The sequence below is a fragment of the Oceaniglobus ichthyenteri genome (assembly GCF_003057885.1).
Lineage (GTDB): Bacteria > Pseudomonadota > Alphaproteobacteria > Rhodobacterales > Rhodobacteraceae > Oceaniglobus > Oceaniglobus ichthyenteri.
The window spans coordinates 124,552-139,031 of record NZ_QAGK01000004.1; the positions used below are offsets into that span (position 1 = coordinate 124,552).

The 14,480-nt window shown below is 58.0% G+C and carries 14 protein-coding genes; 11 read left to right on the forward strand and 3 right to left on the reverse strand.

The window, feature by feature from the left end; translation table 11 throughout:
• Positions 1-10 precede the first annotated feature (10 nt).
• The 7 genes from dnaG to ribD all read left to right on the forward strand — a co-directional run bounded on the left by dnaG (position 11) and on the right by ribD (position 6,860).
• Positions 11-1,939 carry a DNA primase gene (gene dnaG / locus C8265_RS07890; RefSeq protein ID WP_108483459.1) on the forward strand — a complete coding sequence of 643 codons (1,929 nt, stop codon included), beginning with the start codon at positions 11-13 and terminating at the stop codon, positions 1,937-1,939.
• A gap of 119 nt (positions 1,940-2,058) precedes the next feature.
• Positions 2,059-4,056, forward strand: a complete 1,998-nt coding sequence (gene rpoD, locus C8265_RS07895; protein ID WP_108483460.1) for an RNA polymerase sigma factor RpoD — start codon at positions 2,059-2,061, stop codon at positions 4,054-4,056.
• Between the two features lie 9 nt (positions 4,057-4,065).
• On the forward strand, positions 4,066-4,341 hold the full coding sequence (locus C8265_RS07900; RefSeq protein ID WP_108483461.1) for an HlyU family transcriptional regulator: 276 nt from the start codon (positions 4,066-4,068) through the stop codon (positions 4,339-4,341).
• 74 nt (positions 4,342-4,415) lie between these two features.
• The gene (locus C8265_RS07905) at positions 4,416-4,802 is read left to right on the forward strand and encodes a hypothetical protein (protein WP_108483462.1); all 387 of its coding nucleotides are present in this window, start codon (positions 4,416-4,418) and stop codon (positions 4,800-4,802) included.
• 2 nt (positions 4,803-4,804) lie between these two features.
• Positions 4,805-5,212 carry a secondary thiamine-phosphate synthase enzyme YjbQ gene (locus C8265_RS07910; protein WP_108483463.1) on the forward strand — a complete coding sequence of 136 codons (408 nt, stop codon included), beginning with the start codon at positions 4,805-4,807 and terminating at the stop codon, positions 5,210-5,212.
• 107 nt (positions 5,213-5,319) lie between these two features.
• Positions 5,320-5,787: a transcriptional regulator NrdR gene (gene nrdR / locus C8265_RS07915; RefSeq protein ID WP_108483464.1), complete on the forward strand. Its 468-nt coding sequence runs from the start codon at positions 5,320-5,322 to the stop codon at positions 5,785-5,787.
• Positions 5,788-5,807: 20 nt separating this feature from the next.
• Complete coding sequence (gene ribD / locus C8265_RS07920; protein WP_108483626.1) at positions 5,808-6,860, forward strand: bifunctional diaminohydroxyphosphoribosylaminopyrimidine deaminase/5-amino-6-(5-phosphoribosylamino)uracil reductase RibD; 1,053 nt, start codon at positions 5,808-5,810, stop codon at positions 6,858-6,860.
• Here ribD and C8265_RS07925 read toward each other — a convergent pair.
• The 3 genes from C8265_RS07925 to C8265_RS07935 form a co-directional block, all read right to left on the reverse strand.
• Positions 6,849-8,879 (reverse strand): capsular polysaccharide biosynthesis protein, encoded by a 2,031-nt coding sequence (locus C8265_RS07925; RefSeq protein ID WP_108483465.1) that lies wholly within the window; start codon positions 8,877-8,879, stop codon positions 6,849-6,851. The genes ribD and C8265_RS07925 overlap by 12 nt on opposite strands.
• Positions 8,880-8,889: 10 nt before the next feature.
• Complete coding sequence (locus C8265_RS07930; RefSeq protein ID WP_240611014.1) at positions 8,890-10,023, reverse strand: polysaccharide biosynthesis/export family protein; 1,134 nt, start codon at positions 10,021-10,023, stop codon at positions 8,890-8,892.
• Between the two features lie 92 nt (positions 10,024-10,115).
• Positions 10,116-11,411: a capsule biosynthesis protein gene (locus C8265_RS07935; protein WP_108483628.1), complete on the reverse strand. Its 1,296-nt coding sequence runs from the start codon at positions 11,409-11,411 to the stop codon at positions 10,116-10,118.
• Positions 11,412-11,601: 190 nt separating this feature from the next.
• Between C8265_RS07935 and C8265_RS07940 the strand changes: the two genes are divergently transcribed.
• From C8265_RS07940 to nusB, 4 genes are all read left to right on the forward strand, one after another.
• Positions 11,602-12,204 carry a riboflavin synthase gene (locus C8265_RS07940; protein WP_108483466.1) on the forward strand — a complete coding sequence of 201 codons (603 nt, stop codon included), beginning with the start codon at positions 11,602-11,604 and terminating at the stop codon, positions 12,202-12,204.
• Between the two features lie 89 nt (positions 12,205-12,293).
• Positions 12,294-13,397, forward strand: coding sequence for a 3,4-dihydroxy-2-butanone-4-phosphate synthase (ribB, locus tag C8265_RS07945; protein ID WP_108483467.1), 1,104 nt, complete (start codon positions 12,294-12,296; stop codon positions 13,395-13,397).
• On the forward strand, positions 13,397-13,933 hold the full coding sequence (locus C8265_RS07950) for a 6,7-dimethyl-8-ribityllumazine synthase (RefSeq protein WP_108483468.1): 537 nt from the start codon (positions 13,397-13,399) through the stop codon (positions 13,931-13,933). The genes ribB and C8265_RS07950 overlap by 1 nt, the downstream gene beginning before the upstream one ends.
• Positions 13,930-14,397, forward strand: a complete 468-nt coding sequence (gene nusB / locus C8265_RS07955) for a transcription antitermination factor NusB (protein WP_108483469.1) — start codon at positions 13,930-13,932, stop codon at positions 14,395-14,397. Before C8265_RS07950 ends, nusB begins: the two co-directional genes overlap by 4 nt.
• Positions 14,398-14,480: the final 83 nt, after the last annotated feature.

Sequence of the window (14,480 nt, forward strand, 5' to 3'; positions counted from 1 at the left end):
TATCAGAGGCATGAGCTTACCTCCTGGATTCCTTGATGAACTGCGAACGCGTGTTTCCCTGTCCCAGGTGGTCGGGCGCAAAGTCGTGTGGGATCAGCGCAAATCAAACCAAGGCAAAGGCGATATGTGGGCGCCGTGCCCGTTCCACCACGAAAAAAGCCCTTCTTTTCATGTGGATGACCGCAAGGGGTTTTACTATTGCTTTGGTTGCCACGCCAAGGGCGACGCGATTTCCTTTGTAAAAGACACCGAAAATGTCAGCTTTATGGAAGCTGTCGAAATTCTGGCCGGTGAGGCCGGAATGCCCATGCCGGCGCGTGATCCGCAGGCGCGCGAAAAGGCCGACAAGCGGGTGCAATTGGTGGAGGTCATGGAGAAGGCGGTACAGTTTTACCGGCTTCAGATGAAAACCGCGCAGGCAAACGAGGCGCGCGATTATCTTGCGCGACGGGGATTGGATGAGGCGGCGCAGGATCGCTGGCAAATCGGTTTTGCCCCCAAAGGCTGGCAAAACCTGTGGGATGCCCTGATCGCCAAGGGGATCGAACCTGAAATGATACTTGAGGTCGGTCTTGCGAAGCCCTCGAAGAATGGCAAAAAGCCATATGACACCTTTCGCAACCGGATCATGTTTCCGATCCGCGATGCGCAAGGGCGCGCCATTGCATTCGGTGGTCGTGCGATGGACCCCGACGATAACGCCAAATACCTGAATTCGCCGGAAACGCCGTTGTTTGACAAAGGTCGCAGCCTGTTCAATTTCGCCCCGGCCCGCGAGGCGGCTGGCAAGGGGCATCCGTTGATCGTGGCCGAGGGGTACATGGACGTGATCGCGTTATCCGAGGCGGGGTTTGGCGCGGCGGTGGCACCCTTGGGCACGGCGGTAACTGAAGACCAGTTGCGCCTGATGTGGCGGATCGCCGACGAGCCGATCATCGCATTGGACGGTGACACCGCCGGCCTGCGTGCGGCAATGCGCGTGATCGATGTGGCCTTGCCGGTGCTGGAGGCCGGAAAGGGGTTGAGATTTTGTTTGATGCCACAGGGGTTGGACCCTGATGATGTTCTGAAAAATCAAGGCGTTGGCGCAATGAAATCCCTGTTGGGGACCGCGCAGCCCATGGTTGAATTGCTGTGGCAACGCGAAACCGAAGGCGGCGTTTTCGACAGCCCCGAACGGCGTGCCAAATTGGATAAAAGCCTGCGCGCGGCCATTGCCAAAATCACCGATCCGCATATTCGCAGCCATTATGGCGCCGCGATCAAGGAAAAACGCTGGGCGCTGTTCAATCCGCGCAAACCGGGCCGTAAATGGCAGCCAAAGAACGCGCCGTTGGCGGCGGCATCAACCACTCGGGCGTCGCAATTGGCCCAGGGCGATTCGACCATGGATGAAATCCTGCGTGAGGCGGTGATTTTGGCGATCTTGTTGACACATCCCAATGTTATTCCCCAGTTTGAAGATGCGTTGGAGCGTTTTGAATTTATCGATCAGGATCATGGCCGGATCGCTGATGCGGTGTTGCGGCACATGGAAACCGACAGGTTGTATGATCGTGTGGCCGACTCTGTTGGCACTGCGCCACTTGAAAAACTGTTCAAGCCACGCCATGTGAGCCTGTGTCCGGCCATCCGATGTCCGGGCGATGATGAAATTGCTGCACTCTGTATCGCAGAAGAGTTGAGCAAGTTGCACGCCAGGCGCGGCGCGCGCCGCGAAATCGAAGATGCGGTACGGGATGCCGAATCAGTTGGGGATGAGGGAACAACCTGGCGCCTGAGTCAGGCGGCCGAGGCGCGAAATCGGGCCGAACGGGCGCAAAACGAGGACAAGACAGAGTTTGAAGTGGGGTCAAATGGTGCCCGAATCAGCCGAAATGAGCGATTGAAGCTTGATTCGCTGTTGGCACAGATCAACAAAGACAACACAACGGGGTAACGCCGTGACTCTCGGTGAGAAAACGGTAAATAAATAACGCTAAGTTAGTTGCGAATCGACGATTCGCACTAGATGATTCGGGTGAGACGCGAATCGCTTCGCTGTGGAAGGAGTGCCGCATGGCCGCCAAAGACACCGACGACCGGAACAAGCAGGATGATCAGGACAGCGAAGGTATGCTGGACATGAGCCAGGCCGCCGTCAAGAAGATGATCGCCGAGGCCCGCGAGAAGGGCTACATCACATACGATCAGCTTAATCAGGTCTTGCCACCCGAACAGGTTTCGTCCGAACAGATCGAAGACGTGATGTCGATGCTGTCGGAAATGGGCATCAATATCATCGAGGATGAAGAGGCCGAAGAAGAAGAGGCCAAAGGCTCGACCGAACTTGCCACGACCAAGGGCGCGCGCGATATCGTTCTGGCCGGGTCCGAAACGGAAAAGCTGGACCGTACCGACGACCCGGTGCGCATGTATTTGCGCGAAATGGGCTCGGTCGAACTGCTGAGCCGCGAAGGCGAAATCGCCATCGCCAAGCGGATCGAGGCCGGGCGCAACACGATGATCCTGGGCCTGTGCGAAAGCCCGCTGACCTTTCAGGCGATCACGATCTGGCGCGACGAATTGTTGAACGAAGACATCTTGTTGCGCGATGTGATCGATCTGGAAACCACCTTCGGCAATTCGATGGACGAAGACGGCGGTGTCGAACCGGTTGTGCCGGGATTGAACGTTGCCAATGTCGCGACGCCGACAAAGGACGATGAGAGTAAGCCCGAGTTGGATGCCGACGGGAATCCGATTTCAAAAACCGATGACGATGATGATGATGATGAGCAGGCCAATATGTCATTGGCCGCCATGGAAGCGGCGCTGAAACCTCGTGTTCTTGAAATGCTTGAGGTTATCGCGCTTGACTATGCCAAGCTGTCGGAGATGCAGGATTTGCGGATGTCCGCAACCCTGAACGAAGACAACAGCTTTACCAAGGGCGCCGAAGAAGAATATCAGAAATTGCGCAGTGAAATCGTGTTGTTGGTGAATGAGCTTCATCTTCACAACAACCGGATTGAGGCCCTGATTGATCAGCTTTACGGCATTAACCGCAAGATCATGTCGATCGATTCAAGCCTTGTGAAACTGGCCGATCAGGCACGCATCAACCGCCGTGAATTCATCGAGGCCTATCGCGGCTACGAACTTGACCCCGCCTGGATGGAGCGGATGGCCGAAAAATCCGGCCGCGGTTGGCAGGCGTTCATCGAACGATCCACCCCCAAGGTTGAGGAATTGCGCGGAGAAATGGCCCAGGTCGGGCAATATGTCGGCGTTGATATCAGCGAATTCCGCCGGATCGTGCAACAGGTTCAAAAAGGCGAAAAAGAAGCCCGCCAAGCCAAGAAGGAAATGGTCGAAGCCAATTTGCGTCTGGTGATTTCGATCGCGAAAAAATACACCAACCGCGGTTTGCAATTCCTTGATCTTATTCAGGAAGGCAACATCGGCCTGATGAAGGCGGTCGACAAATTTGAATATCGCCGCGGCTATAAATTCAGCACTTATGCCACGTGGTGGATCCGTCAGGCGATCACCCGTTCGATTGCCGATCAGGCGCGCACGATCCGCATTCCGGTGCATATGATCGAAACGATCAACAAACTGGTGCGCACCGGTCGCCAGATGCTGCACGAAATTGGCCGCGAACCCACGCCCGAGGAATTGGCAGAAAAGCTGCAGATGCCTTTGGAAAAAGTGCGCAAGGTGATGAAAATCGCCAAAGAGCCTATTTCACTTGAAACGCCGATTGGTGATGAAGAAGACAGCCAACTTGGCGATTTCATTGAGGATAAGAACGCGATCCTGCCTTTGGACAGCGCGATTCAGGAAAACCTGAAAGAAACGACAACCCGCGTTCTGGCCAGCCTGACACCCCGCGAAGAGCGGGTTTTGCGCATGCGTTTTGGCATTGGAATGAACACCGACCACACGTTGGAGGAGGTGGGGCAGCAGTTCAGCGTGACGCGCGAACGTATTCGCCAGATCGAGGCCAAGGCCCTGCGCAAGCTGAAGCATCCGTCGCGCAGCCGCAAGTTGCGCTCGTTCCTCGATCAATAGGGGGCGGATATGTCACTTTGGTCACGATTGTTTGGCGGTGGCGGCGGTGCGCCCGCCGCGCCACAGGGTGAAACCCACGCGGGTTTCACCATTTACCCCGAGCCTGTCAATGACGGTGGGCGCTGGCGGATCGGCGCGCGGATCGAAAAACAGATTGACGGGACGTTGCAGTCTCACAAAATGATCCGCGCAGATACATTGGACAGTGCAGAAGCGGCCACCGAAGCCTCGCTGAAAAAAGCAAAGATGTTTGTTGATCAGCAGGGTGACGATATTTTTCGCTGATCACAATTACGCCACGGCGGTTGATCGTCGCCGTCAGGCTCACCACTTTCGTGGTATGAATTGAAGGAGCCGACATGCGTATTCTGTCTTTTGCTTTGCCTTTTGCGGTTGCGGTGGGCCTGACCGCGGCACCTGCCTCGGCTTATCTGGCCAGTAATGGCTTGGTCGTTCAGCCACAGGGCGATGGATTTTATGTTCCCTATCGTGGCAAATCCGGTGCGCGGGCGTTCTGGTGCGCGGCGGGTGAATATGCCCAAAAACAGCTTGGCCTGTCGCCCTCTGTCACGATTTTTCGCACATCTGAGCCACCGCGCCGATCGGGTGAAGGAATCGCGTTTTCCCTATCGCCGGGTCAAGCGGCCAGCAAAACCGGCTTGGCCACATTTGGCACGCGAGGGGGCGGCATTTCGATCAATCATGCCCGGTCGCTTTGTGACGAGTCCCCGTTTCTTTTCAGGTAACCATGCGCCACACGATCTTTGACATCCAAACGTCCGGGCAGGGGTTGGTTGAATTTACGCCTCTGGTCGCTGATTGGGTTTTGGGTGACGGCCTGCTGACGCTGTTTGTGCGCCACACGTCCTGTTCGCTGTTGATTCAGGAAAACGCAGATCCCGAAGTTCAGATCGATTTGCAGGCGTTTTTTTCCCGGCTTGTTCCGCCGACGACAGATCCAGCCATGCGGTATCTGACCCATACTTATGAGGGGCCCGATGATATGCCCGGCCACATCAAGGCCGCGCTTTTGCCGGTCAGCCTTGGTATTCCGGTGATCGGCGGGCGCATGGCTTTGGGCCGTTGGCAGGGGTTGTATTTGTTTGAACATCGCGATGCGCCGCATCTGCGCCAGGTGGTGGCGATGCAAAACTGAATCTCCTGCGCAACACCTATATCTGGTGTTGTTTTTCTTCCCTACCCAAGGTTTCGCGGCTGGCCTATAAGGGCAGTGGATCAAGTGCAGTAGGGGGCCAGGACAACATGCGTTGCCCGTTTTGCGGAAATATCGACACGCAGGTGAAGGATTCGCGCCCTGCCGAAGATCACGTTGCCATCCGTCGGCGGCGGTTTTGTCCGGCCTGTGGCGGCCGGTTCACCACCTATGAACGGGTACAGTTGCGCGATCTGGTGGTGATCAAAACCAACGGACGGCGCGAAGAATTCGACCGTGACAAATTGGAGCGGTCGATCCGTATCGCCTTGCAAAAACGCCCGGTCGAGCCTGAGCGTATGGATCAGATGATCAGTGGAATCGTGCGCCGGTTGGAATCTCTGGGCGACACCGATATCCCGTCCAAAGTGATTGGCGAAATCGTGATGGAAAGCCTGGCGCGGATTGATACCGTGGCCTATGTGCGGTTTGCCAGCGTTTACAAAAACTTTCAGGCGGCGGATGATTTTGATAAATTCGTCAGCGAGCTGCGCCCAAATCTGCCCCCCGAAACGTGAACGACACTGATTTGCGGCATATGGCTCACGCTCTGTCTCTTGGGCGGCGCGGGCTGGGGCAGACATGGCCCAACCCTGCGGTCGGCTGTATCATCGTGAGGGAAGGTCGCGTTGTTGGCCGCGGATTTACTCAAAAGGGCGGGCGGCCCCACGCGGAAACTGTGGCGTTGGCACAGGCAGGCCATCGCGCACAGGGCGCGACCGCCTATGTCACGCTTGAACCTTGCGCCCATCACGGGCAGACGCCACCCTGCGCCGCCGGGTTGATACAGGCCGGAATCACCCGCGTCGTATGCGCATTGGGCGACCCCGATCCGCGGGTGGCAGGGGCCGGATTTGCCATGCTGCGCGCGGCCGGAGTTGAGGTAATAACCGATGTGATGCAGGATGTCGCCCTGCGGGATCAGGCGGGTTTCCTGAGCCGTATCAATAATTTACGCCCGATGTTGACGCTGAAACTCGCCAGTAGTTTTGATGGCCGCATTGCCACGTCACAGGGTGAGTCACGCTGGATCACCGGGCCATTGGCCCGGCGTGCGGTGCACGGAATGCGTCTGACCCATGATGCGGTATTGATCGGCGCCGGGACAGCGCGGGCGGATGACCCGATGTTGGATGTCAGGGGGTTGGGCCAGGTGGCCCAGCCTGTGCGCGTCGTGATGTCAGAATCGCTTAACCTGCCGTTGGACGGGCGGCTGGCGCGCACCGCCAATCAGGTTCCGGTGTGGTTGATCCACGGTCCCAATGCCGATCCCGCGCCTTGGCAGGCAATCGGCGCGCGAACTTTTGCGTTGGCTGATTTCACACCCAAGGCCGCCATGCAGGCAATGGCCGAGGCGGAGCTGACTCGGGTATTTTGCGAGGGCGGCGGCAGTTTGGCGGCGTCATTGTTGCGCGCCGGGATGGTTGACCGGCTGATTGGTTTCACCGCAGGGCTGGCTCTGGGCGCCGAAGGGCGGCCATCTGTGGGCGGTTTGGGTTTGAACCGTTTGCCAGAGGGGCCGCGATTTTTGCTGGAACGGGTGACGCCCGTGGGCGGCGATGTGTTGGCAGAATGGGCATCAGCGCCATAGGTGCGCGCGGCTGGCCAACACCCCCTGCAGTTTTGAAAGTAACCGGTTTGCGGGGCCGGGTCGTGGCACGGTGCCTGTCGCCAGCCGATCGATCACCACATCAACCGGGCAGGGCATCTTGGTAACGGGATCGAAATATCGCGGATATCCGATCAATACGGCATGGGCCAATTGTTCAAGGCTGGGCCGGGCGGTGCGCCGTGCCGGAACATCGCCCAGATCATGGGTCAGGCCCCAGCCGGCGTAAAACGGCGCGCCCAGGGTGGTAACGCGCCGCCGCCTGAGCAGGGCCTCAAACCCCAAGAGTGAGGTCATGGTCCACACTTCTTGCACCTGTTCGATCAACACGATTGAATCCGCCCCGGTAATTACATGATCGGCGTGTTCTAACGCCGTGGCCTGATCAACCTTTCCCGCCCTGAGGCCAGCCTCGACATCGGGATGGGGTTTATAAATTATAACCGCATCCGGATTATTGATGCGGGTTTGCATAAGCAGATCAAGGTTGGTGACGCAGTGGGTGCACCCCCGTTTGATCGAGGCATCGTTTTCAACCTGACCGGGCACCAGAATGCGGTGCCCTGATTTCAAGTCAGGCAGGGATTTGGCTCCAATGTTGTATTTAGACAATTTCAAGGTCGCTATATCGGCAATAATGCGCCGCGAATGTTCGATTTCTGATGGTGTCAATCTGCAAGATTCTGCAATCATCTGCTCCAGCCTTGAGGGGCGGCTGGGGTCATAATAGATCCCCAGATTGTCTGCTACCAACGAAAGCGGCGGGATCAGCGTTGCGCCCAGACCGCGTGAGCGCAAGAATCCATCCTCCACCCGCAGGATTGCGCCATGGTGGGCTGTGTCTTCCTTGCCAGCCCAAACCAACAGGCCGCGCCCGGTATTTTTTGCCAAAGCGCTGGCGCGGTGCGGGTCATCTTCGAAGATCAGCGGTTTGTATCGGCCAAAAACCTGTTGCAGCGGTTTGCGCTTCCATAACCGCATGCCGCTGGCCACATGTCCCCGGTGATCCTGGCGCCAGGCGCGTGTTTCGGCCTCAAGCACGTCAATCGCTGTTTCCAGTGTGCACAGCTCATCACGAAATGGATTGTACCAGATGGGATACAGGATCATCGCGGCGGCAAACAGTTGCGCGCGGGTAAGTTTCCGCTCGCGGCGGGGGCAGGGGTTTTCATCCTGGCTTAAACCCCAGCCACCATAAAACGGTTGTCCGAACACCCGCGGTTTATGGCCTGCCAAGATCGCCTCGAACCCCAGTTGCGAGGTCACGGTATAAACCGCAATCGCACCTTCAAGCAGCGCCCAAGGCGATATCGCATCAGTATAAAGCCGTGTGCGCGAATCCTCGTGGCATGCGCTATAATGTCCTCTTCTGTGCCCTTGCTGAGTTTCCGGATGGGTTTTCAAAAGGATTTTCGCACCGGGATGTTCGATTTGTGCAAAGGCCAGCATTTCATCAAACAGCGTTTCAGAACCCGCACCATGGGTTATCGATGCGTCGCCCCGTGTTTGATCAATAACTAAGACATACCCGGGGTCAGGCAGGGGTGTGGCGGGGTTAAACGCATTATATTTACTCAGATGCGCGCGGCGCAGCCGAGAGATAGCATCGCGCGCCCGGTTCAACAGTGCCGTGTCATCCAGCGGTGCAGTGGCCAAAAGGTGTTCAAGATCAGAGGGTTGCGCGCAATCAAAATGCGCGCCCCGTGTATCAAGATGCAGGCCCAAGGGCGGGCTACCGGCCCGACCCGGCAAGACCGAGCGTAAGAAGGCATCTTCAACCGTCAAAATCTGTGACGCGGTGGCGCGGGCAACGGTTTCACCCCGGCCCGCAGTGGGGGATTTGCCCCAGACACCAACCCAATCCTGCGACCCCGGTTTGCCCAATCGCACATCCCATCCGGCCAGATCCAACATCCGGCGGATGCGCTTTTTTGTCAAAAAACCGCCATTATAAACAAAAAGCCGCCGCCGGGTTTCCCCGACGGCGGCGTTATCGTTCATGTAATTTGTGTCACTCACTGCCGATTGAGGTCAACCCATCAACGGTTGACACGGTGCCGGTCAGCGCGCTCAGCACTTTTGTCCATTGCACATAGGGTGCCTCGGTCACGTACACGGTATCCTGATCGCGAATGGCGAAATCGCGCGCTTCGAACATGCCTGTCGGTGCGGTCAGATCAAGAACGTAGACCATCCGCTGTGCCCCTTGCAAATCTGACCGGCCCAACACCTGATTGGCAATTTCAGCGGGTTCATTGCGAAACACGAACACACCTGTCGGATCGGCGAGAGATGTCGAAAGACCGCCGACCTGGGCAAGCGCCTCAATCGCGCTGATGTTTTGGGATTCGAAAATGACCCGGTTCTGCGTGCCTGTCGCGCCCAATGCGGTGAAAGACCGTGAATCTTCTTCCACCAGAATCCGATCCCCGCCGCGCAGGGCAATATCAAGCATCGCGTTCTGATACAGATCTTCGAACCAGACCTTGCCTTTTTGCCCGCCACGAATCACGGTCACCTGGGCAATTTCGGTCGGGATCACAACGCCGCCCGCCCGGGCCAGCATGGCCGACAGGGTGCGCGTGGGCCGCTCAATCGCATAAACCCCTTGCGCGCCAACGCCGCCCGTCACGCTGACGGTGGTGCCATCGCCCGCCAACCGGCGCACCTGAACCTGTGGATCGGGGGTCTGACTGTCAAGCTTTTCGGTAATCAGGCGGCGCACGGTTTCGGGTGAATTGCCCGCGGCTCTGATCCGCCCGGCATAGGGGACAAAGATAAATCCGCTGCCGTCGACCTGGACCTCTTCCAATATGGCCGATGGCGCGCCTTCGGGCACCAAAAGACCATCATCGACGTTTTCGAAAATGGTAAGGCCCAAGGTGTCGCCGGGCGCGATGGTGTCTGATCCGACAATACCGGCCTTCAAAAACCCTTGGGAGAAGCCAAAAGCAGGCACAACCGATGTCGCGCGCGTGACCCGTTGGTTGACCGTGACGACAAAGGCATCGCCCGAGCGTTGCACCGAGCCTTCGAAAATTTCGCGTTTGCTGGGGCCGGATCGGGGCAAGCCGCAGCTTGCAACGATAGTCACAAGCGCGGTCAGGGCGACACACTTCGCCCAGCGCGATTTGTTGATGTTCACTGCGCGGTCTCCTCGACCTATGTTTCTGCCTCAAGTTTTTTTATAAATTATCGGTTTTGTGATGGAAAATCTAGGGTTGACTGCACCTGTGGCTATTTCACAACGCGCAACTGTTGCCTTGGTGCCGCTGTGCCACGGATCAGGGCATCATACGGATCATCAGGGGCCAGCATCATATCGACCACCTGGCGCAACAGTTGGCGCCGTCCCGAGGTTGAATAAAACCCGCCCGCCACCTGACTTGTTTCCAAGAGATAGTGCCGATATTCGCGATAGGCGCGGCTGTCGGGGCGCGTCGGCTGGGCGAAAAATTCGGCAATCGGCTGCGTGCTGACAAATTCGGGCTTGGCATAAACAGCATCGCCAAACACCTTTAGTGGCAGGCCGCGCCACAACACTTGTTGTGCTGCGGTGGAATTGACCGTCACCGCGCTGCGCGCATGGTCAAGAAGCTGTGCCAGTTTGCCGCCGCGCACATAATGAACCCGGTTTTCCACACCATAGTGATGCGCCAGACGGCGCACATCGCGCCGCTGCGGCACGCGCCCATCTTCCAGCGGATGCGCCTTGAACACCAGATGGTGATGACCGGGCGCGCCCATAGCAAAACCCTTGATCACGGTTTCCAGAAAATCGACCGTTGACTTGAACGGCGAATGGTTTTGAAAATTGCTGTCATGTTCCAGTTGCAGCAGCGCCAAATGATACGGAAACCCGCCGCCGCGAATTTTCAGCGTGGCCAGAACGCGGTCGGCCCATAACAGCGGCATCAGGGTCAGTCGTTTGATATAAAGCCGAAATTCTTGCGTGACCGTTTGTGCGCGGTGGGGGCGAAACCCCGAATACCGCCGGTTGGCCAGCATCACGAACGCATGATACGCGGCCCCATAAAAAATGTGATGGCGCATATCGCCCCACTGGGCGGGGGCCTCGGCCTGGTCCAGTTCGGCATTGGCCAGGGCGTTTTGCATATCGCTGATCGAGGTGTTCATCAGAACCGAATTGCCATTCGATCCGCCCCGTTCATAAGTCACCCAATAGGGGCGCAGATACCCCTCTTCGAACACGTGAATGCCCAGCCCTAGGGCGCGGGCATGTTCAACCGCCTGGGCGTGAATCGGGCGGGTATCGCCATATAATACGATGTCGGTGATGGCGTGTTCGCCCACAAGGGCTGCAAAAGTGGCGGGCCATTGATCGGGCGAATCGCAATAGGCGTGATAATGGGATGGATCGTGCCAAAAGAACTGATCACCGCGATTGAAACCGATGCGCCGTGTTTCTGCGCCTGCCGCCCGCAACATTTTGGAAAGACGCGAGAAAAATGGCCCGTGTGGCCCTTGCAGAAACAAGAAACGGCGTTTTTTCGGTTGGGTCATATCAGCCATACCTTTGCCCGAAAGGGGCGGGATTGTTGAACAACCGCGCAACATTGGCCCGGTTTGCCAAGGATTGCCGCCAAATTCGACACTAAAATGTCAACAGCGGGGCAATAAGGCGTTAAATAGGGCGGGTTTGGGGGTCTTGCCGTGGGGCGCGTGGCGGAATACCCCTGTGTTCAGGCAAAAGGGGGCGCATATGTTCACAGGCATCATCACCGATATCGGCCAGGTTCTGGCGGTTGAGCAAGAGGGCGATTTGCGCGCCCGCATCGCCACCGGATATGATATTTCGGGAATCGACATCGGCGCCTCCATCGCGTGTGATGGTGTGTGTCTGACCGTCGTTGCCTTGGGCAATACGCCCAAGCCGTGGTTCGATGTTCAGATTTCTGCCGAAACGGTCGGGGCCACGAACATCGCGCGCACGGGCTGGCCGGTTGGGCGGCGTCTGAATCTTGAGCGGGCGCTGAAAGTGGGGGACGAGCTGGGCGGGCATATCGTGTCGGGCCATGTGGATGGTGTGGCCGAAATCATCGCCATGCAGGACGAGGGCGACAGCACCCGCGTAACCCTGCGCGCGCCAGAACCGTTGGCGCGGTTCATTGCGCCCAAAGGTTCGGTCGCGCTGAACGGCACATCGCTTACCGTGAACGAAGTGAGCGGCGCAGAATTCGGGATCAATTTCATCCCTCACACGAAAATCGCCACCACCTGGGGGGATGCCAAGGTGGGCGATGCCGTGAATATCGAAATCGACACGATGGCGCGCTATGTCGCGCGTTTGCAGGAATACGCATAGCAGGTGGGGGCATCGCGCCGCACCGGCGGTTTGACCACTGGCCAACGGCGCGCCAACACGCTAAGGCCCCCAAGATCACAGGAGCGCCCATGACCGACCACCATTACAGCGATGCCGTTTCTTCCATCGAAGAGATTCTTGCCGATGCCCGCGATGGCAAAATGTTCATTCTGGTCGATCACGAAGACCGCGAAAACGAAGGCGATCTGGTGATCCCCGCCGAAATGGCCACGCCTGAGGCGGTGAATTTCATGGCCACCCACGGGCGCGGCCTGATCTGTTTGACCCTGCCTGGTGATCGGATTGACGCGCTGGGCCTGCCGTTGATGGCATCGCAAAACTCATCGCGCCACGAAACCGCCTTCACCCTCAGCATTGAGGCCCGCGAAGGCGTGACAACCGGGATTTCGGCCCATGACCGGGCGCTGACCATTGCCACGGCGATTGACGACAGCAAATCAGCGGCCGATATCGCCACGCCGGGTCATGTGTTTCCGTTGCGCGCGCGCGATGGTGGCGTTTTGGTGCGCGCAGGCCATACCGAAGCGGCCTGTGACATCGCGCGGCTGGCCGGGCACAAGCCCGCCGGTGTGATTTGTGAGATCATGAATGACGATGGCACCATGGCGCGGCTGCCCGATCTGGTGGCCTTTGCCCAACGCCACGGCATAAAAATCGGCACGATTTCCGATCTGATTGCCTATCGTCGCCGCAACGATAATCTGGTGCGGATGCGCAGCGAAGAAATGGTGCAAAGCGAATTTGGCGGCGAATGGCGCATGCAGATATTCTCGGATGAAACCCAGGGTGCGGAACATATCGCGCTGATCAAGGGGGATCTGTCGGGGGATGCGCCGGTTATGGTGCGGATGCATGCGCTTGATCCGCTTTTGGATATCATCGGGCTGGGTGGCGCAAACCGCAGCCGAGAATTCAGCGATGCGATGGAAATGATCGCCGCCGAAGGGCGCGGCGCGCTGGTTTTGCTGCGCGATGTGCATATGAAACTGAGCGCCGAAAACGAAGTATCGCCCCAGACCCTGCGCCAATACGGATTGGGCGCGCAAATCCTCAGCTCGCTTGGGTTGTCCAAGCTGATCCTGCTGACAAATTCGCCCCAGCCCAAGGTTGTCGGGCTTGAGGCGTATGGCCTCGAAATCGCAGGCACCCGCAAAATATCGGAGATCGGATAATGGCCGGCGCGTCACATTATACCCCCCCCATGCCCGCATTTGACAAGCCAGTGAAACTGTTGATTGTCGTGGCCCCCTATTACAAGGACATCGCCGATGATCTGGTTGCCGGGGCCAAGGCGATGGCCGAAAAGGCTGGTGCAACCTGGGATCTGGTCGAAGTGCCGGGCGCGTTGGAAATTCCCACGGCAATCCGCATCGCGCAGCAAACTTCGAATTTTGATGGGTTCGTCGCGCTGGGCTGTGTGATCCGCGGTGAAACCACCCATTATGACACGGTGTGCAACGACAGTTCCCGCGCCATTACGTTGCTGGGGCTTGATGGATGCTGTATCGGCAACGGCATTCTGACCGTTGAAAACCACGCCCAGGCCGCTGTGCGTGCGGGCGAGCAGGACAAGGGCGGCGGTGCGGCGGCGGCGGCATTGCATCTGGTGGCATTGTCGCGCAAATGGTCGCGCAGGCCCGAAGGCATCGGATTTCAACCCGGCAGCTACCGCATGGCGGACAACACAGACGGATCAAACATCGCATGACCACGCCGCCAACCAAACGTCAGATGAAATCGGCCTCGCGGCTTTATGCGGTGCAGGCGCTGTTTCAGATGGAACATTCCAGCCTGACCATTGACCGGGTGCGCGCCGAATTTGAAACCCACCGGTTCGGGGCAATCTATGACGGCGATGAGATGATCGAAGGCGATGTGGATCATTTTCGCCGGGTTCTGGAAGACGCGGTGCATCATCAGGCCAAGATCGACCAGATGACCGACCGCGCCTTGGTGGCGAAATGGCCGATCGCCCGGATCGACCCCACATTGCGCGCCCTGTTTCGCGCTGCCGGGGCCGAAATGATTGGCAAGGACACACCGCCCAAGGTGGCGATCAACGAATATGTCGATATCGCCAAGGCGTTCTTTCCCGAAGGCCGCGAATCCAAATTCGTCAATGGCGTGCTTGATCACATGGCCCGCGCGGCCCGCCCCGAAGCGTTCAGCTGACGCCGGTTTGCCTGTGACATGACAGGCCCGAACTGGCGCTTGCAGAACGGACGCGTCGGATTATATTGATAGGGATAAGGGAG